This is a genomic window from Streptomyces sp. NPDC059008 (assembly GCF_042749045.1).
In the GTDB taxonomy this organism is placed as follows: domain Bacteria; phylum Actinomycetota; class Actinomycetes; order Streptomycetales; family Streptomycetaceae; genus Streptomyces.
The window spans coordinates 1-24,397 of the sequence record NZ_JBHYJC010000033.1 but is presented as its reverse complement, the minus strand read 5'-3'; the positions used below and the strand labels follow the sequence as shown (position 1 = coordinate 24,397).

Below are 24,397 nucleotides of genomic sequence, written 5' to 3'. Positions count from 1 at the left end.
GGGGCCGGCGGGTCAGTGTCCGGGCAGGTGCCGGGCGAAGAACGACCGTATGTGGTGGCGCACCAGGGGCACCGAGACGGCCGGATCGATCGCGCCGACCAGCGCGACCCGGTCCTCGGGCGGCATCAGTCCGGCGGCCTGCAACTGGGGCGCCAGCGCGGCGTAGTCGGTGAACACCGCGTGCGCGGCGTGGTCGATCTGCCGCCGGCGGGTGTGTCCGCGCGGGTGGGCGAGCATCGCCGACCAGGACCGCGCCATCTCCGCGCGGCCGGGGAAGCCGTCGGTTCCCAGCAGGAGCAGCGGACGGTCCACCCCGTGGCGGGCGACCGGAAACAGCTCCCCCTCCCGGCCGGGGCCGGGCGCCGGGTGGTCGAGATGGCCCTCCAGGTTGACCGCCGCGCCGATGCGGCGGTCCTCGTACATCGCCTCGGTCACGGCGGTGCCGCCGGCCGAGTGCCCGTAGGCGCCCACCCGCCGCAGATCCAGCGCCCGGCCGAGGTCCGGCGGCAGCGGGCGGCCGGCCGCGTCGGGGTTGCCGCCGGCCGCCAGGACCTCCAACTGGTCCAGCACGAAGCGGAGGTCCGCGATCCGGGTGTCGATCGCGGTGCGGAAGATCTCCGGGGAGGTCCGGGGATCGCCCCGGAAGACGGTCGGGCGGACCCGCTCGCGGCCCGCCCGCGCGGTGGGGAAGGCGACCTCGCCGGCGTCGCCGGGGTGGTCGACGGCCACCACCACCCAGCCGTGGCCGGCCAGTTCCTCGGCGACCCCGGTGCCCATGGTGCGCGGGTCACCGCCTCCCGGGCTGTAGAGCAGCACCGGGCGCCGTACGGGCTGGGCGGGGGCGCCCCTGTGCGCGTGCGTCATGGTGGCCGCCCAGTCCACACCGGACGTGGGGAGGTGGTGGATCTCGGCGTCGATCCGCGCGAACAGCGCCGCGGCGTCCGCGGTCATCTGCGGCGCGACCGGGTGGCCGTGCACGGCGCGGGCCGGATACCAGACCGTGGCCATCACCTCCCGTACGGCGAGGGCCGGTTCCCACGGATCGCGCCGGGTGGGGTCGGCCAGATACAGCGTGGTGTGGCCGATGCGGTGCGGACCGGTCGGCGCGGGCAGCCGCAGGGTGCGGCCGCCGGCGGGCGCCGCCGCCGCGGGCCGGGCCGGTGCGCGGCCGCCACCGGTGAGCAGCAGCGCGGCGGCCAGTGCGGCCGAGGTGGTGACGGTCCGCCGGGTCAGCGCGCCGGCGCCATGAGTGAATGAGGAGGACATGACTTGAATGCTGGCGTCCGGCCGCGGCACGGGCGAACGTTGAGGGCCAGGCCGAAACGATGGCGCGGTGCCGCTGAGGAGAGTATTGATCCGGATCCGTTTCACGGCCGCCGACTTCGCCCGGGTCCGCCTCGCGCCCCGGCCGGCACCGCTGCAGGAGCTGAACGTGGCACTGCTGCGGATGTGCCGACCCGACGACGCGGTGCTCTTCGGCCGCTGGCGGCAACGACTGCTCCGGTCGCTGCCGGCCGCCGCCGAGCCGCTGGCAGACCTGGTCCCCGCCGGCCAGGCTCCCCGATTCCTCGATGTGTTCAGCGACAGCCTGACCGAGGGGCTGGAGGCGGTGCGGGCCGGCCGCCCGGAAGGGGTCCGCGCCGAGATCGAGCGGGTCTACGCCCGGCATCCGGCCCCGGTTCCGCCGTGGGTCCGCGCTCTGCACCGGGGCGACGCCGAGGCCTTCCAGCTCCTGCGCCGCGCACAGCTCGCGGCCTTCGAAACGGCCGTGCGCCCCGTGTGGCCGGTGGTGCAGGACCTGCACCGGGCGGAGTTCACCCGTTACGCGCTGACGGTGGCCGAGGACGGTGTCGGCGCCGCGCTCGACCGGCTCGTGCCCGGCGGCCGACTCCGCGGGGACGTCTGGGAGTTCACAGCGCCCGGGGAGTCGGACCGCGCGCTGCGCGGCCGCGGCCTGGTGCTCCAGCCCACGTTCCACTGGAGTGGCCCGCCCCTGATCGCCGACCTGCCCGGCCGCCCCCTGTACCTGACCTACCCGGCCGGTCCGGGCCTGCCGCTCACCCCGGCCGGGGCGGACGGCACGGCCGAGGCGCTGGCGGAGGTGCTGGGACGCACCCGCCTGGAGATCCTGCTGCTGCTCGCGGCGGAGCACTCCACCACCGGGCTCGCCCGGCGACTGGGCGTCAGCAACGCCACGGCCTCCGCCCACACCGCCGCGCTGCGCGGCGCGGGCCTGATCACCACGGTCCGCGCGGGCCGGTCCGTACTGCACCGGCGCACCGCGCTGGGAACGCTGCTGGTCCGGCGGCACGGCGCGGAATGAAGCAGGACCGGTGGCCATGGCCCATCGGACGGGCCCTGAGTGCTGCCCCCTACACCCACCCCTCCAGCCCCGCCAGGAAGCCGTCGAAGTCGTCGCGGTGGATGGTGTGGCCCGCGCCGGGCACCGTGCGGACCTCGAAGCCCCGGTCGGTCAGGTCGGCGGCGGCCGCCGCCGCGTCCGGGAAGAGGAAGCCCTCCCCCGCGATCTGGACCAGCGAGGGGACGACCGGCTTCTCGGGTGTCCGGTCCTGGAGCCGCTCGGCGGACAGCGCCAGCGCGGTCCCGGTGTCCCAGTCCGCGACCGTGGCGAGTTCGAGGTCGACGTCGCTGTCGTCCCAGCGCGGGTTGAAGCTGCGCACCATCGTGCGGTCAGCGGTCTTGAAAGTGGCGAACACTGCCGGGTCCACGGGCTGTTCGAGCCTGCCGAGCGACCACGCCGGTTCGCTGTAGACCGCGCGCCGCGGCTGCAGCCGCTCCACCGCCAGGGAGAGCGCCAGACCGCCCAGGGAGTGCCCGAGGGCGACTTCGGGGGCGGCCGGCAGGGTCTCGACCAGGTCGTCGGCGTACGACTCGGCGCCGTAGTCGCCGCGCGGGCTGCGGCCGTGGCCGCGCAGATCGACGGCGATGACCCGGTAGCCCCGCTCGGCGAGCGCCGGACCGACCCGGCGCCAGGTGCGGTGGTCGGACATCATTCCGTGGACCAGCACCGCGATCCGTTCGCCCGCGCCCCATTCATGGGTGTGCAGCTGCATGCCCGTGCCCTCTCTCCCGCCAGGTCCGCTCCGGTCTCCCGGTGGTCCCGGACCCGGAGTTGCCCGGGGCCGGACCGCACCCGCCGACGTTACACGTGTCATTAGCCGTACGGAATGTGCCGCGCCCCGGCCCTCCGGGCAAAACCCCTGTGCGAGGATGCGCAGCAGCATGACTGACCCAGCCGGCCCACGGGCCATCCCAACGCCCCCGACCAGCGCGGCCGTTGCCCGGCGCGCCGGGGTTTCCCGCGCGACGGTCTCGTACGTGCTGAACGGGCAGGCCGCCGGTCGGGTCGGCGAGCGCACCCAGGCGAGGGTGCGGGCGGCCGCCGAGGAGCTGGGGTATGTGCCGCACGCCGCGGCCCGGAGTCTGCGGGCCGGCCGGGGCAGCATCGTGCTGCTGGCCGCGCACGCCGACACGGTGCCGGTCTTCGGCCCCCTCTTCACCCGGTTCCTCGCCGGCTTCCAGACCGCGCTGCACGGCCTCGGCTACACCGGCGTGCTGCACGGCGCGCCCGCCGCCTCCCCGGTGGCGGCGGCCCGTGCCTGGGCCGAGCTGCGGCCGGCCGCCGTGCTGACGCTGCACGGCCCGCCGCTGGACGCGGCCGCCGTCGAGCTGCTGCACCGCTCCGGTACGGCCGCGGTCCTCACCCACGGGCCGTCGGCGCCTCCCGGCGCCCACACTCTGCTGCTCGACCAGCGGGAGGCCGGCCTGCGGGCCGGTGAGCATCTGCTGGCCGGCGGCCGGCGCCGGATCGGGGTGGTGCGGCCCGCCGAGCCGGAGCTCGCCGCCTTCGCGGAGCCCCGGCTGGCCGGCGTACGGGCCGCGGCCGCCGCCCTCCCCGGCACCCAGGTGCGGCCGCTGGACCTCGCGCTCACCGAGGAGTCCGCGGCGCGGCTCGCCGCCGACTGGCCGCGGTGGGGCCTGGACGCGGTGTTCGCCTACAACGACGAGTACGCGATGCTGCTGATGCGCGCCCTCCAGGACGCCGGCCACACGATCGGCGCCGGCTCCCCCGACCACATCGCGGTGGTCGGCGCGGACGATCTGCTGCTGGCCCGGCTGCTGCGCCCCCGGCTGACCAGCGTCCGCGCCGAGATCACCGCACCGGACCGGATCGCGGAGCTGGTCGACGCCCTCATCCGCGCGCCCGGCACCGCGCCCACGACCCACCGGCTGGGCACCTTCCACGTCCAGGCCCGCGACTCCGGCTGAGCCGCCCGGCTGCCCGGCCGTCCGGCCCGCCGGGCCGGGCGCGCGGGTCAGAGCCAGTCCGCCTCCGGGCGCGCCGCCGCGAGCACCTCCCGGGCGCCGGTGCGGAGCGGCGCGCCGTGCGCCACGCACACCGTGTCGACGTCGTCGAGGGCGGCCAGCCGCCGGAAGGACGCGACGGCCGCCTCACGCGCGACGTTGAACGGGCCGAGGACCGCACGGCCGCCGTCGGGGTCGGTGCCGATGACGTCGCCGGGGAACAGCAGCCTGCTCCCGGGCAGGTGCAGCGCGATCCCGCCCGGCGTGTGGCCGGGGACATGGAGTACCCGGACCGGTTCCGGCCAGCCGTCGAGAGTGTCGCCGTCGTGCAGTTCGACATCGACCGCGGTGTGGCGCAGCGGCGGGACCTCGGCGGCCGCGAGGCCCGCCATGACCCCTTCGTGCAGCGCGAGTTCGGCGGCGGTGAGGGCGGGCACGGGCTCCGGGGCGGTCCCGCGGATGTACGGGGCGTCCAGCGCGCCGGCCAGGACGCGGGCGCCGGTGGCGGCGACGAGGTCGGCGGCGGAGCCCATGTGGTCCAGGTGGGAGTGGGTGAGCACGATCTGCCGCAGCTGCTCGGGCCGGCCGCCGATCCGGGCCAGCGCGTCGAGGATGGCGGGGGCCGAGCCCGGAACACCGGTGTCGACCAGCGCGTATCCGTCGCCGGGGAGGGCGACGGCGTACACGTGCCCCACGGGGAAGGGGAGTTGCCAGACGGTGGCGGTGATCCGGGTAGGGGTGATCGGGGTGGGGGTGATCGGGGTGAGTGCGTCCATGGTGCGGACGCTAACGGGCGGCGGGGCCGCTGCGGACGGCTTGCGCCGTGGGCGGATTGAGCGCACCGCGAACACGCCCGGATCCGGCCGGAACCCGTCTTGCCTCCGGCACGTCACACAGCCGAACCAAGGAGGCATGTCATGCGAGGATCCCACCTCTCCCGCACCCGTTCGCTCGCCGCCGTGCTCGTGCTGGCAGCGTCCGGCGCCGTCGCCCTGTCCGGCTGCGGCCAGAAGCAGCAGACCGTGGGCAGCGCGCCCCCGCCGAAGAAGCCGGACGCCTTCGAGCGCCGGGCGGATCAGATAGTCCGGGACTGGCCGAAGGTCTCGCCGGTGCCGGGGCGGCAGGAGGCGCTGCTGCCGCTGGTCGACGCGCGGGGCCCCAAGGGCTCCGGGGGCAAGGACATACGGGAGATCACGGTGACCGTCGGGCACAGCGCCTGCGACGCCCGCTTCGGTGCGCGCAGCCACGAGTCCAAGGGACTGGTGGTGGTGACCGGCTGGGGCAAGAAGAAGAGCGCCAAGGGGATGTGCACCGAGATGCTGGCCACCGACAAGGTGAAGATCAAGCTCAAGGGCGCGCTGGGCGACCGCAAGGTCGTGGACGCGGCCACCGGCAAGGAGCTGCTCAAGGGCTGACGCCGCCGGCCGGGCGCGACGCGGCGGGACCGGCGCCCGCGGGTTCGCCTGCGAGCGCGGTCCACGCCCTACGCTCGGCCGTATGAGCCCTTCCATCGCCACCACGCACCGCGTCGAGCTGCCCGAGCTGCTGGAGTTCGTCCGCCCCCGTCACCGTGCGATCCTGCTCACCCGCCGCAGCGACGGCACCCCGCAGGGCTCGCCGCTGACCTGCGGGGTGGACGACTCCGGGCGGCTGGTGATGTCGACGTATCCGGAGCGGGCCAAGGTCCGCAACGCCCGGCGGGTCTCGTCGGTCAGCGTCATCGTGCTGTCCGACGAGTGGAACGGACCGTGGGTGCAGATCGACGGCGAGGCCGAGGTGATCGACGCTCCGGATTCGATCGAGCCGCTCGTCGAGTACTACCGCAACATCGCCGGTGAGCACCCGGACTGGGACGAGTACCGGGCGGCGATGCGCAAGCAGGGCAAGTCGCTGATCCGGGTGGTTCCGCGGCGCTGGGGCCCGGTCGCGACCGGCGGCTTCCCGGCCCGTCTGGTGGAGGGCGGAGGCACCCCCTAGGTGATCAACGGGTCGTGCGGGTACCGCCGTTGACGTTGAGCACCTGGCCGGTGAGGTGCCGGGCCGCCGGTGAGGCCAGGAAGGCGACGGTCCCCGCGATGTCGTCCGGGGAGCCCGCGCGGCCCACGGCCGAGGCGGTCACCAGGCTCTCGCGGCGCTCGGCGGTGAGCCGGTCGCGGAAGAAGTCGGTGTCGGCGATATAGCCGGGCGCGACGACGTTCGCGGTGATACCGCGGGGACCGAGCGTCCGCGACAGCTCGACGTTCCAGGAGGCGAGTCCGGCCTTGGCCGCTCCGTAGGAGCCCGACCCCTGGTCGGCGGCGATCGACCCGATGTGGACGACGGCGCCGCCGGCCGCCAGCCGGTCCTGCACCGCCCTGGTCGTCAGCGCGGCGCTGAGCAGGTTCGCGTCGAGGTTGGCGCGGAAGTCGCGGGCGTAGGCGGCGAGGTCGCCGGCGCCGTCGTGCGCGGTGTCGAAGTCGGTGTTGCCGCCGGCGTTGTTGACCAGGACGTCGATCCGGTCGGGGAGTCGGTCCAGCAGCGCGAGGAGCGCCTGGGGGTCGGTGTGGTCGCAGACCTGGGGGCGGATGCCCGGGTGGCCGGCGGCCGTCTCCTGGAGGGGGCCGGGACGGCGGCCGGTGACGACGACCTCGTCGCCCTGGGCCGCGAAGTGGCGGGCGACGGCGCGGCCGATGCCGGTTCCGCCGCCGGTGACCAGGATGGTGCGTGACATACGCTGAGCTCCGTCCTCATGTGCAGCCCTCGGTCCGGATCACGGACCGGATCACGGACCAGGACTTCGTTTAGGTCTATATTTAGAGCTGAACATAACATCACCGGGAGGGTCAGTGACAAGGGATTTTGAGGCGAGGGGCGGCGACGACCGCCCCGCGGCGCACGCCGCCCCGTACCCCGTCGAGGAGATCGCCGCCGCCTGGCAGCGCGAACGCCCGGGCACCCCGGTGTCCTCCATCGGGATCGTGACGCCCATCTGGCAGCTGGCCAAGCTCCTGGGCGACGACCGGCGGCGGGTGCTGGCCGCCGCCGGGGTGGACACCGCCACCCTCGACCTGCTCAGCGTGCTGCGCCGCAGCGGCGAGCCGTACACCCTGACGACCCGTGAGCTGAGCCGGCGCTCGATGGTCACCGCGGGGGCGATCTCCCAGCGGGTGGCGCGCGCCGAGCGCGAGGGGCTGGTGACCCGGCGGCCGGGCGAGGGCCGGACGCGTACGGTCCTGGTCGCACTCACCCCGGCCGGCCATGAGCTGGTCGAGGCCACCGTCGACCGAGTGCTGTGCCGCGAGGCCGAGTTGGTCGGCGGGCTGACGCCCGACCAGCAGGAGCAGCTCGCCGGGCTGCTGCGGATCCTGCTCCAGGACACCCAGCACAAGCTCGGCGACGACCGGATCCGCCACGTCGGCGAGGACTGAAGGGCCCGCCGCCTTCCCGCGGCGGTCAGGTGCGGGGGGACGTGAGCGGGAGGGACGGCAGGAGCGCCTCGTCGGGCAGGCCGAGCAGTTCGCGGAAGGCCGTACGGCCCGTTTCGGTGACGCCGAGGATGCGGGTGGTGGGCGACTTGACGATCCACGTCCGGTCCACGGCGTGGCGGTAGAGGGCGGCGCCGACCGCGCCGGAGAGGTGCTGGCGGCGCACCGTCCAGTCGAAGCAGGTGCGCACATGGGCGCGGTGGGCGGCGGAGGGGCCGGTGTCGGGGATGCCCAGGGCGGTCAGCCACTGGGCGCCGGCGGCGGTTAACACCAGGCCGTACTCCCGGGCGAGCAGGCCGCGTTCGGTCATCGCCTCGGCGAGGGCGACGCCGAGGGCGCCGGCGATGTGGTCGTAGCACGTACGGGCGTGGTGCAGGGCTCTGCGCTGGTTGGCCTCGGCCAGGGAGCGGATGGGGACATGGCGGTAGGGGGCCAGGCCGGCGAGGTTCTCCAGGATCTCCGCGGTGCCCGGTCCGGCCAGGCGCACATAGCGCCGCCGGCCCCGGCGCTCCTCGGCGAGGAGGCCGCCGGAGACCAGGAGGTTGAGGTGTTCGGTGGTCGTGGAGGGCGCCACACCGGCGTATTCGGCGAGTTCACCGGCGGTCCAGGTGCCGCCGTCGAGCAGGGCCATGCAGATGGCGGCGCGGGTGCGGTCCGCGAGCAGCGCCGCGAGAGCGGCGAGGTCGGGCGTCTCCGCGAGGCTTTCCTGATCGGCGTCCCATCGGTTCATGTACACAGAGTAACCTCTGATAACATTTCGGTGAGTACCGAATCATCTGGCTTCTATCCTCAACGGCATGAAAGGCGCGCTGGAGAAGAGCAGTTCGGTCACCCCGGCGCTGCTGTCCACGGAGAACGACGACGGAACATTCGTGCTGGTCGAGCTGCGGATCCGGTGGGAGCTCGGCCCGGTCGTGAGCCTCTGGCTGCCGACCCGCGGGCGCACCGCCAGGAACCTCGCGGTACGCCCGGACGTGGTGTTCAATCTGCCGCCGGACGCGACGGGGACCGAGGAAGGCACGGGCGCCGCGGCGCCGTCGACGGACGCACCCTGGACGGAGCCGTCCGAGCTGGTACGGCCGCCCCGACTGGTGCACTGTCCGGTGCAGTTGGAGGCGCGCCGGGTCGGTGAGCGCACGGTGACCGACGGGGCGTGGACGCAGATCGAGGCGCAGGTGCTGCGGGTGCACGCCGACCCGCGGTGGGTGCTGCCGCTGAGCGACCGCCGGATCGACCTGGGGGCGTGGCATCCGCCGGTGCACGACTTCCGGCCGCCGGCCGCTCCCCCCGCACAGGCCGTACCCGCCCCGGCCCAGGAGCTGGCGCGGCAGTTGGGGCGGCGTTTCCCCGCGGAGCGCAGCGGCTCGTAGGGGGCGGGCGAACGGATTCCCTAGGGGGTGCGAGCGCCCCCTGCGGGGCCACAACAGGGGCGGGGCGGGGGGTATTCCCGGAGAAAAGACCCGCGGCGCCTGCCCTCCGGTCGGGGAAGGAGACAGGCGCCGCGGTCGGGATCGGGGTCTCCCCCGGTCCCCATGCCTCCGTACGACGTTGTACGGGACACTCAGGGACGGTCGCTCACACTGCCGGTCACACGGTCAGTGCGCGGTCCGTCGGCTTGATGGGAGCCGGCAGGGCGCTGGCTCCGGTCAGGAAGCGGTCCACACCGCGGGCGGCGGAGCGGCCCTCGGCGATGGCCCACACGATCAGCGACTGGCCGCGGCCGGCGTCACCGGCGACGAACACACCGGGGACGTTGGTGGCGAAGTCACCGTCACGGGCGACGTTGCCGCGCTGGTCGAGCTCCAGGCCGAACTGCTCGACCAGGCCGTTGTCCTGGTCGGTGCCGGTGAAGCCCATCGCGAGGGTGACCAGCTGGGCCGGGATCTTCCGCTCGGTGCCCGGCTTCTGCTCCAGCTTGCCGTCCTTGAACTCCACCTCGACCAGGTGCAGCCACTGGACGTTGCCGTCCTCGTCGCCCTCGAAGTGGGTGGTGGAGACGGAGTAGACCCGCTCACCGCCCTCCTCGTGCGCGGAGGTGACCTTGTAGAGCATCGGGAAGGTCGGCCAGGGCTGGCCGGCGCTGCGCTCCTCGCCCGGCTTGGGCATGATCTCCAGCTGGGTAACGGAGGCCGCGCCCTGGCGGTGGGCGGTGCCGACGCAGTCCGCGCCGGTGTCGCCGCCGCCGATGACCACGACGTGCTTGCCCTCGGCGGTGATCGGGGCGACCGTCAGATCGCCCTCCTGCACCTTGTTGGCGAGCGGGAGGTACTCCATCGCGAAGTGGACGCCGTTCAGCTCGCGGCCGGGCACCGGCAGATCGCGGGAGGTGGTGGCGCCGGCGGCGATGACGACGGCGTCGTAGCGCTTGCGCAGCTTCTTGGCGTCGATGTCGCGGCCGATCTCCACCTCCGTACGGAACTTGGTGCCCTCCGCGCGCATCTGCTCGATGCGGCGGTTGATGTGGCGCTTCTCCATCTTGAACTCGGGGATGCCGTAGCGGAGGAGACCACCGATACGGTCCGCGCGCTCGTAGACGGCGACGGTGTGGCCGGCCCGGGTCAGCTGCTGGGCGGCGGCCAGACCGGCCGGGCCGGAGCCGATGACGGCGACGGTCTTGCCGGAGAGGCGCTCGGGCGGCTGCGGGGTGACGTCGCCGCTGTCCCACGCCTTGTCGATGATGGAGACCTCGACGTTCTTGATGGTCACCGGCGGCTGGTTGATGCCCAGCACACAGGCGGCCTCACAGGGGGCGGGACAGAGGCGACCGGTGAACTCCGGGAAGTTGTTGGTCGCGTGCAGCCGCTCGCTGGCCTCGGTCCAGTCCTCGCGGTAGGCGTAGTCGTTCCACTCGGGGATGAGGTTTCCGAGCGGGCAGCCGTTGTGGCAGAAGGGGATGCCACAGTCCATGCAGCGCGAGGCCTGCTTGCTGATGATCGGCAGCAGGGATCCGGGCTGGTAGACCTCGTTCCAGTCCTTGACACGCTCCTCGACGGGGCGGGTCTTGGCGATCTCGCGCTCGTGGGTCAGGAAGCCCTTGGGGTCAGCCATTGGTCGCCGCCTCCATCATCTTCTCGTGGGTCTCGGACTCGGAGAGTCCGGCCTGCTCAGCGGCGTCCTTGGCGGCGAGCACTGCCTTGTACGTGGGCGGGATGACCTTGCTGAAGCGGGCAGCGGCGGCATCCCAGTCGGCGAGGAGCTTGGCGGCCACGGTGGAGCCGGTCTCCTCCTGGTGGCGGCGCACGACCTCGTGCAGCCACTGCTTGTCGGTGTCGTCCAGCGCGTGGACCGCCTCGACAAGCTCCTTGTTGACGTTGTCCTTGTCCAGGTCGATGACGTACGCGAAACCGCCGGACATACCGGCCGCGAAGTTACGGCCGGTCTCCCCGAGCACGACCGCGTTGCCGCCGGTCATGTACTCGCAGCCGTGGTCGCCGACGCCCTCGGAGACCACCGTGGCACCGGAGTTGCGGACGCAGAAGCGCTCGCCGACCCGGCCCCGCAGGAACAGCTCGCCGCCGGTGGCGCCGTAGGCGAGGGTGTTGCCCGCGATGGTGGAGTACTCCGCGAGGTGGTCGGCGCCGCGGTCCGGGCGGACGACGACCCGGCCGCCGGAGAGGCCCTTGCCGACGTAGTCGTTGGCGTCGCCCTCCAGGCGCAGCGTGATGCCGCGCGGCAGGAACGCGCCGAAGGACTGGCCGGCCGAGCCGGTGAAGGTGATGTCGATGGTGTCGTCGGGCAGGCCCGCGCCACCGAACTTCTTGGTCACCTCGTGACCGAGCATGGTGCCGACCGTGCGGTTGATGTTGCGGACGGCGACCTGGGCGCGCACGGGCTGCGCGGCCTCGGCGGTGTCGGCGGCCAGCGCGTCGGCGGCGAGCTTGATCAGCTCGTTGTCGAGCGCCTTCTCCAGACCGTGGTCCTGGACGGTGACCTGGTGGCGGACCGCGCCTTCGGGCAGCTCGGGGACGTGCAGCAGCGGGGCCAGGTCCAGGCCCTGCGCCTTCCAGTGGTCCACGGCCTTGGTGGTGTCCAGCAGCTCGGCGTGGCCGACGGCCTCTTCGAGGGTCCTGAAGCCCAGCTCGGCGAGGAGCTCGCGGACCTCTTCGGCGATGAACTCGAAGAAGTTGACGACGTACTCGGCCTTGCCGCTGAACCGCTCGCGCAGCGTCGGGTTCTGGGTGGCGATGCCGACCGGGCAGGTGTCCAGGTGGCAGACGCGCATCATGACGCAGCCGGAGACGACCAGCGGGGCGGTCGCGAAGCCGTACTCCTCGGCGCCCAGCAGGGCGGCGATGACGACGTCGCGGCCGGTCTTGAGCTGGCCGTCGGTCTGCACGACGATCCGGTCGCGCAGCCCGTTGAGCAGCAGGGTCTGCTGGGTCTCGGCCAGGCCCAGCTCCCAGGGGCCGCCCGCGTGCTTGAGCGAGGTGAGCGGGGAGGCGCCCGTGCCGCCGTCGTGGCCGGAGATCAGGACCACGTCCGCGTGCGCCTTGGAGACACCCGCGGCGACGGTGCCGACGCCGACCTCCGACACCAGCTTCACGTGGATACGTGCCGCCGGGTTGGCGTTCTTGAGGTCGTGGATCAGCTGGGCCAGGTCCTCGATGGAGTAGATGTCGTGGTGCGGCGGCGGGGAGATCAGGCCCACGCCCGGCGTCGAGTGACGCGTCTTCGCGACCCACGGGTAGACCTTGTGGCCGGGCAGCTGGCCGCCCTCGCCGGGCTTGGCGCCCTGCGCCATCTTGATCTGGATGTCGTCGGAGTTGACCAGGTACTCGCTGGTCACACCGAAGCGGCCGGAGGCGACCTGCTTGATGGACGAGCGGCGCGCCGGGTCGTAGAGGCGCTCGGGGTCCTCGCCGCCCTCACCGGTGTTGGACTTGCCGCCCAGCTGGTTCATGGCGATGGCGAGGGTCTCGTGCGCCTCCTGGGAGATGGAGCCGTACGACATGGCGCCGGTGGAGAAGCGCTTGACGATCTCGGACGCCGACTCGACCTCGTCGAGGGGGATCGGCTGCCGGTCGGACTTGAAGCCGAACAGGCCGCGCAGCGTCATCAGCCGCTCGGACTGCTCGTTCACCCGCTCGGTGTACTGCTTGAAGATGTCGTAGCGGCGCGAGCGGGTGGAGTGCTGGAGCCGGAAGACGGTGTCCGGGTCGAAGAGGTGCGGTTCGCCCTCGCGACGCCACTGGTACTCGCCGCCGATCTCCAGCGCGCGGTGCGTGGCGGCGATGCCGGTGGCCGGGTACGCCTTGGCGTGCCGGGCCGCGACCTCCTGGGCGATGACGTCCAGGCCGGCGCCGCCGATCTTGGTGGCGGTGCCGTGGAAGTACTGCGCGACGAACTCGTCGTCCAGGCCGACGGCCTCGAAGACCTGCGCGCCCCGGTAGGAGGCGACGGTGGAGATGCCCATCTTGGACATGACCTTCAACACGCCCTTGCCGAGCGCCTTGATGAGGTTCTTGATGGCCTGCTCGGGCTCGATGCCGGGCAGGAAGGTGCCGGCCCGGACCAGGTCCTCGACGGACTCCATCGCCAGGTAGGGGTTGACCGCGGCCGCGCCGTAGCCGATGAGCAGCGCGACGTGGTGCACCTCGCGCACATCGCCGGCCTCGACGAGCAGACCGACCTGGGTGCGCTCCTTGGTGGCGATGAGGTGGTGGTGGACCGCGGCGGTCAGCAGCAGCGAGGGGATCGGCGCGTGCTCGGCGTCGGAGTGGCGGTCGGAGAGCACGATCAGCCGGGCGCCGTCGTCGATGGCGGCGTCGGCCTCGGCGCAGATCTGCTCGATCCGGGCGGCCAGCGACTCGCCGCCGCCGGAGACCCGGTAGAGGCCGGAGAGCGTCACGGCCTTCATGCCGGGCATGTCGCCGTCGGCGTTGATGTGGATGAGCTTGGCCAGCTCGTCGTTGTCGATGACCGGGAAGGGCAGGGTCACGCTGCGGCAGGAGGCCGCGGTGGGCTCCAGGAGGTTGCCCTGCGGGCCGAGCGAGGAGATCAGCGAGGTGACCAGTTCCTCGCGGATGGCGTCCAGCGGCGGGTTGGTGACCTGCGCGAAGAGCTGGGTGAAGTAGTCGAAGAGCAGCCGGGGGCGCTCGGAGAGCGCGGCGATCGGCGAGTCGGTGCCCATCGAGCCGATGGGCTCGGCGCCGGCCTTGGCCATCGGGGCGAGGAGGACCCGCAGCTCCTCCTCGGTGTAGCCGAAGGTCTGCTGGCGGCGGGTGACCGAGGCGTGGGTGTGCACGATGTGCTCACGCTCGGGCAGGTCGGCGAGCTCGATCAGGCCGGAGTCCAGCCAGTCCTGGTAGGGGTGCTCGGCGGCGAGCTGCGCCTTGATCTCGTCGTCCTCGATGATGCGGTGCTCGGCGGTGTCGACGAGGAACATCCGGCCGGGCTGCAGGCGGCCCTTGCGGACGACCTTGGCCGGGTCGATGTCCAGGACGCCGACCTCGGAGGAGAGCACGACCAGGCCGTCGTCGGTGACCCAGTAGCGACCGGGGCGCAGGCCGTTGCGGTCGAGGACCGCGCCGACCTGGGTGCCGTCGGTGAAGGTGACGCAGGCCGGGCCGTCCCAGGGCTCCATCATCGTGGAGTGGTACTGGTAGAAGGCGCGCCGGGCCGGGTCCATGGAGGTGGAGTTCTCCCAGGCCTCCGGGACCATCATCAGCACGGAGTGCGGCAGCGAGCGGCCGCCGAGGTGGAGCAGCTCCAGGACCTCGTCGAAGGAGGCGGAGTCGGAGGCGTCCGGGGTGCAGACCGGGAACAGCCGGTCGAGCTGCTCGGCGTTGTCCGCACCGAAGAGCTTCGACGCCAGCTGGGACTCGCGGGCGCGCATCCAGTTGCGGTTGCCCTTGACCGTGTTGATCTCGCCGTTGTGCGCGACGAAGCGGTAGGGGTGGGCCAGCGGCCAGCTCGGGAAGGTGTTGGTGGAGAACCGCGAGTGGACCAGGGCGATGGCCGTGGCGAAGCGGCGGTCGGACAGGTCCGGGAAGAAGGGCTCCAGCTGGCCGGTGGTCAGCATGCCCTTGTAGACGATGGTCCGGGCGGACAGCGAGGGGAAGTAGACCCCCGCCTCGCGCTCGGCGCGCTTGCGCAGCGCGAAGGCCTTGCGGTCCAGGGCCAGGCCGGTGGCCTTGCCGTCGCCGACGCTGTGCTGGTCTGAAACGAACAGCTGCGAGAAGGCCGGCATGGTGGCGCGGGCGCCGTTGCCGAGCAGCTGCGGGGCGACGGGGACGACCCGCCAGCCGATGACGTCCAGGCCTTCCTCGACGGCGATCGTCTCGATGCGTGAGACGGCCGCGGCCGCTTCCTGGGCATCGGACGGCAGGAAGGCGATACCGACGGCGTAGCCGCCGGCCTCGGGGAGCTCGAAGGTGACGTTCTCGCGGAGGAACGCGTCCGGGACCTGGAGCAGGATGCCGGCGCCGTCGCCCGAGTCGGGCTCCGACCCCGTGGCACCGCGGTGCTCCAGGTTCGTCAGGACGGTGAGCGCCTGCTCGACCAGTGCGTGGCTGGCCTCGCCGGTGAGGGTGGCCACAAAGCCGACGCCGCAGGCGTCGTGCTCGTTGCGCGGGTCGTACATCCCCTGCTGGGCGGGGCGCCCGTCCATGGGCGACCAGGCGGCACCGGTGGCGCTGCCGGGGGTCGCGGAGTGCGTGGACGCGAAGCGCATCGGCTCTCCCATACGTCGTCGTGGCATAGGCATTGCCGAGGGACGACGTTGGCCCTCCGCGAAATTTCGTGCAGGTTACAGGATGACTCCCTTCTCGAAAAGCGAAAAGGGGCTTCCAACATGCGGACACCGCTGTGCGGTGATCTCAGGACGCGGACGGAATCGAGGCCGTCTCACAAGGCGGCGTTCGGCGAGCGACATTGCCCGCGACGCCAGGGCCTTATGCCCGGTCGTCGACAAACCGAAACCGTTGGGTAACAGAGTAATTATGCCGTCACCCGTATGACACATCACTGTTCCCGTCAGCTTACGACGGTTCCGAACGCCGCTCCCAGGACGTACGTCACACCCGCGGCCGCACCGCCGAGGGCGAGTTGCCGCAGTCCGCTGAACCACCAGGAGCGCGCCGTCACCCGCGCCACGACGGCGCCGCAGGCGAAGAGTCCGACCAGCGCCAGCAGCACCGCGGGCCAGATGGCGGAAGCGCCCAACAGGTAAGGAAGGACAGGCAGAAGGGCGCCCAGCGCAAACGATCCAAAGGACGACAGGGCGGCGACGGCGGGCGAAGGAAGGTCGGACGGGTCGATACCCAACTCCTCCCGGGCGTGGATCTCCAGGGCCTGCTCGGGGTCCCGGGAGAGCTGCTCGGCGACCTTGCGGGCGAGCTCCGGCTCGACGCCGCGCGACGTGTACAGGGCCGCCAGCTCCGCCAGCTCGTCCTTGGGGTGCTTGCGCAGCTCGGCCCGCTCGACGTCCAGCTCGGCCTGCACCAGCTCACGCTGCGAGGCGACCGAGGTGTACTCCCCCGCGGCCATGGAGAAGGCTCCGGCGGCCAGGCCCGCCAGTCCGGTGATGATGATCGTCTGCTGCGACAGCGCGCCGCCGGCGACACCGGTCATCAGGGCGAGGTTCGAGACCAGACCGTCCATCGCGCCGAAGACGGCGGGGCGCAGCCAGCCGCCGTTGACATCGCGGTGGGTGTGGTTGTCGCGGTGGGCCGCATGCGTCGGTGCCGCGGCATCCATGATCTCCATGACGGACATATCGGGACCTACTCCCTTCAGCGAGGTGTGGGCCGATGGCGGCGCTTCCCCCTCCAACACCTCGAAGCTATGCGCGAATTGCCCTCCCGCGCTAGCAAGGAAGGCCGAACTTACCGCGCTGACCTGCGGCTTTTCCGCGAGAGGGGCGCTGAGATCCCGCTCACAGGCGGTACGGGCCCCCTCCGCGGGGTGCGTCCGGGGGCGTCGACCGGGTGACCGTGGCGCCGGCGGCAGGAGAGGCGGCCCGCCGCGTGGCACGGATACGGCGTGAGCGAGCGCAGCGAGCGAGCCATGGGAAGGTGCGCGCCGCGCGAATGCGGGGCCGAGCGGAGCGAGGTGTCGGCATGAGCGAGCGCAGCGAGCGAACCGTGGAGAGCGAGCGAGCCATGGAAGGGCACCCCACGCCCCCGGAGGCGGCACCCCACGCCGTCCCCGGTTCCCTGCGCGACCGGGCCCGTGGCGCGCTGCTCGGGCTGGCCGTCGGCGACGCGCTCGGCGCCCCCGCGGAGAACATGAAGCCCTCTCAGATCCGGCGCCGCTGGGGCCGGATCGAGGGCTACGTCGAGGACGACCCGGCCGGCACCGACGACACCGAGTACGCCCTCTTCTCGGGGCTGCTGCTGGCGGCGCACGGTTCGGCGCTGACCGTCGCCCATGTGGAGGCCGCCTGGCACCAGTGGATCGCCGACCGCGACGAGGGGCCCTTCCGCGGCGCGGGCTTCAGCGAACGCGGCACGCTGGAGAACCTGCGCCGGGGACTGGCCGCGCCGATCTCGGCGCAGCACCGGCACGCCTGGAGCGACGGGCTGGCGATGCGCGCCGCGCCGTTCGGGGTGTTCGCCGCCGGCCGGCCCGCCGAGGCGGCCCGGCTGGTCGCCATCGACGGCACGGTCAGCCACGACGGCGAGGGGATCTACGGCGGACGGGCGGTGGCCGCCGGGGTCGCCGCCGCCATGGTCGCCCTCCCCCAAGGTCCTTCGACGCCCGGGGGCGCCCCCCTCGTCCCAGGGGGGACGCCCAGCACCGACGTGGTGATCGCCGCCGCGCTCTCGGTGGTGCCGGAGGACTCCTGGACCGCCCGTTCCCTGCGCCGCGCGGTCGGCGCCGCGCAGCGCTCCCGGCACGACCCGGGCATCACCCAGCTCGGGACCGAGCGCGCGGTGCGCTCCGCCGTCGTGATCGGCGGCTACCCCTGGACGGATCTCGCGCCCGAGGCCGTCGGGCTGGCCTTCGGCGCCTTCGCCGCCGCCCGCGGCGACTTCTCCGCCTCGGTGCTGACCGCGGTGAACATGGGCCGGGACGCCGACACCACGGCGGCGGTGGCGGGCGCGCTGGCCGGTGCGCTGGGCGGGGCCGCGGCGATCCCCGCGGCATGGGCCGGCGCCATCGGCCCGGCGCGCGGCAGCTGTCTGCCGTCGATGGCCGGCTATCACGTCCTGGACGTCGCGGACCTGCTGGCACCGGCCGCGGCGGGTTCGGGGGCCGCCGCGGAACCCGGGGCCAGCTCCCCTGTCGGGGCGGTCGCCGGATGAGCGGGGACAGCGCCTTCACCGCGTCGACCGGGGCCGGCCCCGAGGGTGCCGCCGACGCCGGCAGCCGTATCGAGGGCCTGCTGCTGGGGCTGGCCGCGGGCGACGCCGCCGGGTGGCCGGCGGCCCGCCACCGGGCGGCGCGGATGCCGGAGTGGACCCGGCGGCTGACCCGCGAGCTGGACACCTTCGCCGAGCAGAACGCCACCACCACGCTGCCCGTGCCGATCGCCCTCAACCAGCCGCCGGAGCCGCTGCGGCTCGGCCCCTCCGACGACGCCGAGTGGGCGGCCTTCACCGCCGAGTCGGTGCTCACCGCGGCCGGTGCGCTGCTCAGCGGCCTGGGCCGGGACCGCCGGATGCGCGCGGCCCTCGACCTCGCCTGGAACGCGCTGGCCAACGAGGTCGCCGCGGCCGCCGACCGGGCGCCCGAGGTGGAGTCCGCCGTCCTTCCGCTGCGCGCCCGGATCTCCGTGAGGGCGGGGCTGGGCAACCTCGCCGCCGGACTGCGGCCGCCCGCCACCGGGCACGACAATCCGCACTTCTTCGACGACGCGGCGTGCGTCCGGGCCGCCGTACTGGCCGTGGTGCACCCCGGTGAGCCCGCCGCGGCGGCCGACCTCGCCGAGTACGACGCGCGCTACACCCAGGACGGCGACGGGGTGCACGGCGCCCGCGCGATGGCCGCCGCGATCGCCGCCGCGGTCGGCGGGGCCCCGGCCGGCGACTGTGTGGACACCGCGCTCGGCCAGCTCCCCGAGGGCACCGAGATCCGCCGCAACGCGCTGCACGCGGTCCACCTCGCGCGGTCCTTCGCCGCCGATCGGCCCGGCCGGCCGGGCACCGCCTTCGCGCTGGTCCCCGTGCTGGAGCACGAGATCGTCGACCACGTCTACAGCTACGGCATCGCCGCGGCCGAGACCGTCCCGGTCGCGCTGGCGCTCGCCCTGGCGACGGACGGGCTGGTCGCCGAGGCGGTACCGGCCGCCGCCTGCCTCTCCCGGGTCGCCGACTCCGCGCCCGCCCTCGCCGGCGCGCTGACCGGCGCCCTGGGCGGCGCCCGGGCCCTGCCGCGCACCTGGCGCGACGCCTGCCGGGTGCTGTCCGGCTGCGCGCTGCCGCGGCTGGCCGGTACGGACCTGGTCGAGCTGGCCGGGCGGCTCGCCGGTACGCAGCCGCCCGCCCCGGAAGCCGCCGCCGGGGCCGCCCCGGAGGCCGTCTCCCCCGCCGCCCCCCGAGCCGGGGCGGAGGCCGCCTCGGCCCCGCCCCTCACCCCCACCGTGGAAGGACTCATCCGCAGATGACGTACACCAGCGAGACGACGCCGAGCGCGCCGGGCGTCCCCGCTAACCAGGTCACCCAGGTCCTGCCGGTCGCGCCCGGCGCCCCGGCGGTCCCCGCCCCGCCGTCGTTGGAGGACCGGGCCGTCGGGTGCCTGATCGGCGCCGCGGTCGGCGACGCGCTCGGCGGGGCGGTGGAGGGCCGGACGCCGGAGGAGATCGTCAAGCGGCACGGCGGTCCGGTCGAGGGCATCGTCGGCCCGTTCCACGACGACTGGCGCACCGCCCGCCCGATCGCCCCGTACCACAAGGGAAACGGGCACGTCACCGACGACACCCTGATGACCCATGCGCTGGTGCGGGTCTACGAGTCGGTGCGCGACCACCTCGACGCCTACGACATCGCCGACCACCTCGTCCCGGACCTGATCGGCACCCCGCGCTGGATCCCGGAGCTGGAGACCGAGGCGCTGCCGGTGCAGCGGATCTTCCTCGCCGAGAAGTGGATCGTGGCGCGGCTGCACTACGGGCACGCCGACCCGCGCGAGGCGGGCGTCGGCAACATCGTCAACTGCGGTGCGGCGATGTACATGGCGCCGGTCGGCGTCGTCAACGCCGGTAACCCGGACCGGGCCTACGCCGAGGCGCTGGACATCTCCGGTACCCACCAGTCCTCCTACGGGCGGGAGGCGGCCGGGGTGTTCGCCGCGGCCGTCGCCGCCGCGTTCGCCCCCGAGGCCACCGCCTCCTCGGTCGTCGTCCAGGCGCTGCGGCTCGCCAAGGACGGCACCCGCGCCGCCATCGAAGCGGTCTGCGAGGCCGCGGCGTCGGTGACCGACCGCGCCGCGGCGGCGGGTGCGCTGCGTGCCGCGGTCGCCCCCTTCGACACCGTCGGCCCGGACTACCGCAACCCCTCGCTCGGCGCCCGCCGCCCCTCCCGGCTGCACTCCATCGAGGAACTCCCCGTCGCCCTGGGCATGTTGCTGATCGGCGGCGGCGACTTCCGGACCACCGTCCTGGGTTCGGTCAACTACGGGCGCGACTGCGACTCGATCGCCACGATGAGCGGTGCGCTGGCCGGCGCGCTGCGCGGCGCCTCGGCGGTGCCGGCCGAGTGGGCCGGCGAGGTCGCCCGCGCCAGCCGGTTGGACCTCCAGGCGCCGGGGGCCGCGCTGGCCACCGTCGCCCGCGAGGTCTTCACCCGCGACCGGGCCCGCGCCCGCACCCACGAGCAGGCCTTCACCGCGATCTCGGCCATCCCGGCGATGACGGAGGCGGGCGGACGGTGACGACCACGCCGGTGGCCGCCGCCCACCCGGCGCGCCCCGCACCCGGGGAGCCGCTGCGGGTGACCTGGGTGCAGCCCGAGGACCTGATCGGGCACGAGCTGCGGCAGGCGGCGGAGGACGGCCGGGACGCCGGCGCCGTCGCGCGCCGCTGGCGGGCGGCGGGCGGGGCGCCGGCACCCGGCCGGGCGGGCGCCTCACCCGGACCGGGCGACCCGGCGCTGCGCGCCCTGGCCCGGGAGCTGCTCGACGAACTGGCCGCGCTGCCCTGCCCGTCGGCGGCCGACGAGCCCACGGAGCTGCCCGAGATCCGGGCGGCGTGCCCCCCTCGGCCGGCGGGGGCGGCGACGCGGCCGGGCGGCGCCGTGCCCGCGGCCCGCCTGGAGGCCGCCTGGCTCGGGCGGGCGGTGGGCTGCCTGCTCGGCAAGCCGGTGGAGAAGGTGCCGCTGAGCGGCCTGCGCCGACTCGCCCGCTCGACCGGGAACTGGCCGCTGGCCTCGTACTTCACCGAGATCGGGCTCGACCCGGCGGTGGCCGCGCGCTACCCCTGGAACCGCCGCAGCCGCGCCACCTCGCTCGCCGAGCACATCGACCGGATGCCCGAGGACGACGACCTCAACTTCCCGCTGCTGGGCCTGCTGCTCCTCGAACGCCACGGCCCGGGCTTCCGTACCGGCGACGTGGCACGGCTGTGGCTGGACGAGCTGCCGGCCGGGCGGACGTTCACCGCCGAGCGGGTCGCCTACCGCAACCTGCTGGACGGCATCGAGCCGCCGCACACCGCCCGGCACCACAACCCGTTCCGGGAGTGGATCGGTGCGCTGATCCGCGCGGACGTGCACGGCTGGACGCACCCCGGCGACCCGGCGGCCGCCGCGGCACAGGCCTGGCGGGACGCCGTGCTCAGCCACACCGCGAACGGGGTGTACGGCGCGATGTTCGCGGCCGGCGCGCTCGCCGAGGCGGCCGGCGGCACCGCCGATGTGCACGGCGCGCTGCGGGCCGGGCTCGCCGTGGTCCCCCCGCGCTCCCGGCTCGCGCGGGCCGTCCGCTTCGGCATCACGGCGGCACGCGAGGAGCCGACCGGCACCCCGGACGGCTTCACCGCCGTCGTCGACCGGCTGCACGCCGCCTACGGCCACCACCACTGGGTGCACGCCGTGCCGAACGCCGCGCTGCTGGCCGCCGCGCTCACCCATGCCGACGGCGACTTCACCGGCTCCATCTGCCGTGCGGTGTCCGGCGGCTGGGACACCGACTCCAACGGCGCGACGGCCGGTTCGCTGGCCGGGCTGCTCGCCGGATCGCCCGCCGCCCTGCCCGAGCGCTGGACGCGGCCGCTGCGCAACCGGCTCGCCACCAGCGTCGCGGGGCTGGACGGCATCGGCTTCGACGCCCTCGCCGCGCGCACCGCCGCGCTCGTCGTTCCCACCCCCGACCGACCGGAGGCCTGACGCATCATGACCGACCCGTCCCTGACCGGGAGGACCGAGCCCGGCGGCGGCCCCGCCGCGCCGGAGCCCGGCCCCCGCCCCGGCCCGCTCGCCGGGCTGCGGGTGCTCGATCTCGCCACGCTGTTCGCCGGGCCGCTCGCCGCCACCCTGCTCGGGGACTTCGGCGCCGAGGTGGTCAAGGTCGAGCATCCCCGGCGGCCCGACCCCGCGCGTGGCCACGGGCCCGCCAAGGACGGCGTCGGGCTGTGGTGGAAGCTGCTGGGCCGCAACAAGCGCGCCATGACGCTCGATCTGTCCCACCCCGGCGGCCGGGACGTCCTGCTGCGGCTCGCCGCCGACGCGGACGTCGTCGTCGAGAACTTCCGGCCCGGGACCCTGGAGAAGTGGGGCCTGGGCTGGGAGGAGCTGTCGGCCGCCAACCCCCGCCTGGTGCTGGCCCGGGTCACCGGCTTCGGGCAGTTCGGCCCGTACGCCCGGCGTCCCGGGTTCGGCACCCTCGCCGAGGCCATGAGCGGATTCGCCGCGATCACCGGGGAGCCGGACGGACCGCCGACCCTGCCGCCGTTCGGCCTCGCCGACGCGATCGCCGCGCTGACCACGGCGTACGCGGTGCTGACCGCGCTGCACGGACGGAGTACCACCGGCCGCGGCCAGGTCGTCGACCTGGCGCTGATCGAGCCGATGCTGACCGTCCTCGGCCCGCAGCCCCTCTGGTACGACCAGCTGGGCCACGTCCAGCCGCGGACCGGCAACCGTTCCGCCAACGTCGCGCCGCGCAACACCTACCGCACCGCCGACGGCTCGTGGGTGGCCGTCTCCACCTCCGCGGAGTCCGTCGCCGAGCGGGTGATGCGGCTGGTCGGCCGGCCCGAGGTGATCGACGAGCCCTGGTTCGGCACCGGCGCGGGACGCGCGCGGCACGCCGACGAGCTCGATGCGGCGGTCGGCGACTGGATCGCCCGGCACGACCGGGCCGAGGTCCTGGCCGCCTTCGAGAAGGCCGAGGCGGCCGTCGCTCCGATCTACGACATCCGCGACGTGCTGACGGATCCGCAGTACCAGGCGCTGGGGACGATCACCGAGGTCCCGGACGACGAGCTGGGCACGCTGCGGATGCAGAACGTGCTCTTCCGGCTCTCCGAGACCCCGGGCGCGATCCAGTGGGCCGGCCGCCCGCACGGCGCCGACACCGACCGGGTGCTGGCCGGGCTCGGCATGGCCCCGGAGGAGATCGCCGGACTGCGGGCGGCGGGCGCGCTATGACGCAGACGCCCGGCGAGACCTCTCTCGGCACCCCGCTGACCTGGCTGTACGTGCCCGGCGACCGCCCCGGGGTGGTCGCCAAGGCGCTCGGCTGCGGGGCGGACGTGGTGGTGGTCGACCTGGAGGACGCGGTCGCCCCGGACCGCAAGGGCTACGCGCTGCACGCCACCGCCGAACTGCTCGCCGACCCGGTCCCGGGCCCGTCCCCCGTCCACGTCCGGGTCAACGCGCTGGACGGCCCGCTCGCCGAGACCGAGATCCGCACCCTGGCCGCACTGCCGGGCCTGGCCGGCCTTCGGCTGCCGAAGGTGCAGGGGCCGGCCGACATCCACCGGGCGGCCGGGTGGGCGACGACCGCGGGGCCGCCCGCGTCGCCCGCCCTCGCCGGGCGTCCGGCCGCCAGGCGCAGCTGCGCTCCGGTGGACGGCGCCGCCGCGTCCGGTAGGGCCGCCCCGCAGAGCGCCACCACCGTGCTCACCCCCGTGGCCGCCGGCGCGCTGCCCGCCACCCCGGCCCTCTACGCCCTGCTCGAATCCGCGCTCGGCATCGAGCACGCCTTCGCCATCGCCACCGCGCACCCGGCGCTGCGCGGCATCGCGGTCGGCGAGGCCGATCTGAGCGCGGAGCTGGGCGTACGGGACGATGCGGGGCTGGCCTGGCCGCGCAGCCGGACCGTGGTGGCGGCCCGCGCGGCCGGGCTGCCCCCGCCGCCGCAGTCGGTCTACCCGGACGTACGCGATCTGGAGGGGCTCGCCCGCTCCAGCGCGCGGGGCCGGGCGCTGGGGTTCCTGGGCCGGGCCGCGATCCATCCGCGCCAGCTCCCCGTCATCGAGGCGGCGCATCTGCCGTCGTCGCAGGAGGTCGAGGCGGCGGAGCGGATCGTGCGGGCGGCCGCGGCGCAGGGCGGGGCGCAGGCGCTGCCGGAGGGAGGGTTCGTGGACGCGGCGGTGGTCGCCGGGGCCCGGCGGGTGCTCTCCCTGGCCGGGCGGCGGAGCCGCGCAGGCACGGAGAGGAGCCGCTGAGGCGCGGGGACGAATCGCTCAGGCACGGGGACGAAAAGGGCGCCGGCCGGATCCGCGC

General features: G+C 74.3%; 20 protein-coding genes. 12 read left to right on the top strand and 8 right to left on the bottom strand.

Annotation, left to right across the window (positions count from 1 at the left end):
• Nucleotides 1-12: 12 nt before the first annotated feature.
• Nucleotides 13-1,266, bottom strand: a complete 1,254-nt coding sequence (locus ACFWZH_RS29205) for an alpha/beta hydrolase family protein (RefSeq protein ID WP_384437670.1) — start codon at nucleotides 1,264-1,266, stop codon at nucleotides 13-15.
• A gap of 85 nt (nucleotides 1,267-1,351) precedes the next feature.
• On the opposite strand from ACFWZH_RS29205, the gene ACFWZH_RS29200 reads away from it, so the two are divergent.
• Nucleotides 1,352-2,323 carry an ArsR/SmtB family transcription factor gene (locus ACFWZH_RS29200; RefSeq protein ID WP_384437667.1) on the top strand — a complete coding sequence of 324 codons (972 nt, stop codon included), beginning with the start codon at nucleotides 1,352-1,354 and terminating at the stop codon, nucleotides 2,321-2,323.
• A gap of 49 nt (nucleotides 2,324-2,372) precedes the next feature.
• Here the strand turns inward: ACFWZH_RS29200 and ACFWZH_RS29195 are convergent, their stop codons facing one another.
• Complete coding sequence (locus tag ACFWZH_RS29195; RefSeq protein WP_384437664.1) at nucleotides 2,373-3,074, bottom strand: alpha/beta fold hydrolase; 702 nt, start codon at nucleotides 3,072-3,074, stop codon at nucleotides 2,373-2,375.
• 169 nt (nucleotides 3,075-3,243) lie between these two features.
• Between ACFWZH_RS29195 and ACFWZH_RS29190 the strand changes: the two genes are divergently transcribed.
• A complete protein-coding gene (locus ACFWZH_RS29190) occupies nucleotides 3,244-4,290 on the top strand; it encodes a LacI family DNA-binding transcriptional regulator (RefSeq protein ID WP_384437662.1) in 1,047 nt (348 codons plus the stop codon).
• A gap of 47 nt (nucleotides 4,291-4,337) precedes the next feature.
• Here the strand turns inward: ACFWZH_RS29190 and ACFWZH_RS29185 are convergent, their stop codons facing one another.
• On the bottom strand, nucleotides 4,338-5,102 hold the full coding sequence (locus tag ACFWZH_RS29185; protein ID WP_384437659.1) for an MBL fold metallo-hydrolase: 765 nt from the start codon (nucleotides 5,100-5,102) through the stop codon (nucleotides 4,338-4,340).
• Nucleotides 5,103-5,243: 141 nt separating this feature from the next.
• Between ACFWZH_RS29185 and ACFWZH_RS29180 the strand changes: the two genes are divergently transcribed.
• Nucleotides 5,244-5,741: a hypothetical protein gene (locus ACFWZH_RS29180; RefSeq protein WP_384437656.1), complete on the top strand. Its 498-nt coding sequence runs from the start codon at nucleotides 5,244-5,246 to the stop codon at nucleotides 5,739-5,741.
• A gap of 82 nt (nucleotides 5,742-5,823) precedes the next feature.
• Nucleotides 5,824-6,303: a PPOX class F420-dependent oxidoreductase gene (locus tag ACFWZH_RS29175; RefSeq protein ID WP_384437653.1), complete on the top strand. Its 480-nt coding sequence runs from the start codon at nucleotides 5,824-5,826 to the stop codon at nucleotides 6,301-6,303.
• A 4-nt stretch (nucleotides 6,304-6,307) separates the two neighbouring features.
• Here ACFWZH_RS29175 and ACFWZH_RS29170 read toward each other — a convergent pair whose 3' ends face one another.
• A complete protein-coding gene (locus ACFWZH_RS29170; RefSeq protein ID WP_384437650.1) occupies nucleotides 6,308-7,036 on the bottom strand; it encodes an SDR family NAD(P)-dependent oxidoreductase in 729 nt (242 codons plus the stop codon).
• A gap of 115 nt (nucleotides 7,037-7,151) precedes the next feature.
• Here ACFWZH_RS29170 and ACFWZH_RS29165 point away from each other — a divergent pair, with 115 nt between their 5' ends.
• On the top strand, nucleotides 7,152-7,733 hold the full coding sequence (locus ACFWZH_RS29165; protein WP_384437646.1) for a MarR family winged helix-turn-helix transcriptional regulator: 582 nt from the start codon (nucleotides 7,152-7,154) through the stop codon (nucleotides 7,731-7,733).
• A 25-nt stretch (nucleotides 7,734-7,758) separates the two neighbouring features.
• On the opposite strand, the gene ACFWZH_RS29160 is transcribed toward ACFWZH_RS29165, so the two are convergent.
• Entirely contained in the window at nucleotides 7,759-8,520 is a 762-nt protein-coding gene (locus ACFWZH_RS29160) for an ArsR/SmtB family transcription factor (protein ID WP_384437643.1), read from the bottom strand.
• Nucleotides 8,521-8,587: 67 nt separating this feature from the next.
• On the opposite strand from ACFWZH_RS29160, the gene ACFWZH_RS29155 reads away from it, so the two are divergent.
• Nucleotides 8,588-9,160 carry a hypothetical protein gene (locus ACFWZH_RS29155; RefSeq protein ID WP_384437640.1) on the top strand — a complete coding sequence of 191 codons (573 nt, stop codon included), beginning with the start codon at nucleotides 8,588-8,590 and terminating at the stop codon, nucleotides 9,158-9,160.
• A 217-nt stretch (nucleotides 9,161-9,377) separates the two neighbouring features.
• On the opposite strand, the gene ACFWZH_RS29150 is transcribed toward ACFWZH_RS29155, so the two are convergent.
• The 3 genes from ACFWZH_RS29150 to ACFWZH_RS29140 all read right to left on the bottom strand — a co-directional run bounded on the left by ACFWZH_RS29150 (nucleotide 9,378) and on the right by ACFWZH_RS29140 (nucleotide 16,496).
• A complete protein-coding gene (locus ACFWZH_RS29150) occupies nucleotides 9,378-10,838 on the bottom strand; it encodes a glutamate synthase subunit beta (protein WP_384437637.1) in 1,461 nt (486 codons plus the stop codon).
• Nucleotides 10,831-15,462 carry a glutamate synthase large subunit gene (gene gltB / locus ACFWZH_RS29145; RefSeq protein WP_384437634.1) on the bottom strand — a complete coding sequence of 1,544 codons (4,632 nt, stop codon included), beginning with the start codon at nucleotides 15,460-15,462 and terminating at the stop codon, nucleotides 10,831-10,833. Before gltB ends, ACFWZH_RS29150 begins: the two co-directional genes overlap by 8 nt.
• 302 nt (nucleotides 15,463-15,764) lie before the next feature.
• Nucleotides 15,765-16,496: a VIT1/CCC1 transporter family protein gene (locus ACFWZH_RS29140; RefSeq protein ID WP_384437790.1), complete on the bottom strand. Its 732-nt coding sequence runs from the start codon at nucleotides 16,494-16,496 to the stop codon at nucleotides 15,765-15,767.
• 395 nt (nucleotides 16,497-16,891) lie between these two features.
• Between ACFWZH_RS29140 and ACFWZH_RS29135 the strand changes: the two genes are divergently transcribed.
• Genes ACFWZH_RS29135 through ACFWZH_RS29110 form a run of 6 tightly spaced genes read left to right on the top strand, consistent with a single transcriptional unit; the run spans nucleotide 16,892 to nucleotide 24,339 of the window.
• Nucleotides 16,892-18,037 (top strand): ADP-ribosylglycohydrolase family protein, encoded by a 1,146-nt coding sequence (locus ACFWZH_RS29135; RefSeq protein WP_384437787.1) that lies wholly within the window; start codon nucleotides 16,892-16,894, stop codon nucleotides 18,035-18,037.
• Nucleotides 18,034-19,338 carry an ADP-ribosylglycohydrolase family protein gene (locus ACFWZH_RS29130; protein WP_384437631.1) on the top strand — a complete coding sequence of 435 codons (1,305 nt, stop codon included), beginning with the start codon at nucleotides 18,034-18,036 and terminating at the stop codon, nucleotides 19,336-19,338. Before ACFWZH_RS29135 ends, ACFWZH_RS29130 begins: the two co-directional genes overlap by 4 nt.
• Nucleotides 19,335-20,603 (top strand): ADP-ribosylglycohydrolase family protein, encoded by a 1,269-nt coding sequence (locus ACFWZH_RS29125; RefSeq protein ID WP_384437628.1) that lies wholly within the window; start codon nucleotides 19,335-19,337, stop codon nucleotides 20,601-20,603. The genes ACFWZH_RS29130 and ACFWZH_RS29125 overlap by 4 nt, the downstream gene beginning before the upstream one ends.
• Complete coding sequence (locus ACFWZH_RS29120) at nucleotides 20,600-22,054, top strand: ADP-ribosylglycohydrolase family protein (protein WP_384437625.1); 1,455 nt, start codon at nucleotides 20,600-20,602, stop codon at nucleotides 22,052-22,054. The genes ACFWZH_RS29125 and ACFWZH_RS29120 overlap by 4 nt, the downstream gene beginning before the upstream one ends.
• Before the next feature lie 6 nt (nucleotides 22,055-22,060).
• Nucleotides 22,061-23,317 (top strand): CaiB/BaiF CoA transferase family protein, encoded by a 1,257-nt coding sequence (locus ACFWZH_RS29115; RefSeq protein WP_384437622.1) that lies wholly within the window; start codon nucleotides 22,061-22,063, stop codon nucleotides 23,315-23,317.
• On the top strand, nucleotides 23,314-24,339 hold the full coding sequence (locus ACFWZH_RS29110; protein ID WP_384437619.1) for an HpcH/HpaI aldolase/citrate lyase family protein: 1,026 nt from the start codon (nucleotides 23,314-23,316) through the stop codon (nucleotides 24,337-24,339). Before ACFWZH_RS29115 ends, ACFWZH_RS29110 begins: the two co-directional genes overlap by 4 nt.
• The last annotated feature ends 58 nt before the right edge of the window (nucleotides 24,340-24,397 follow it).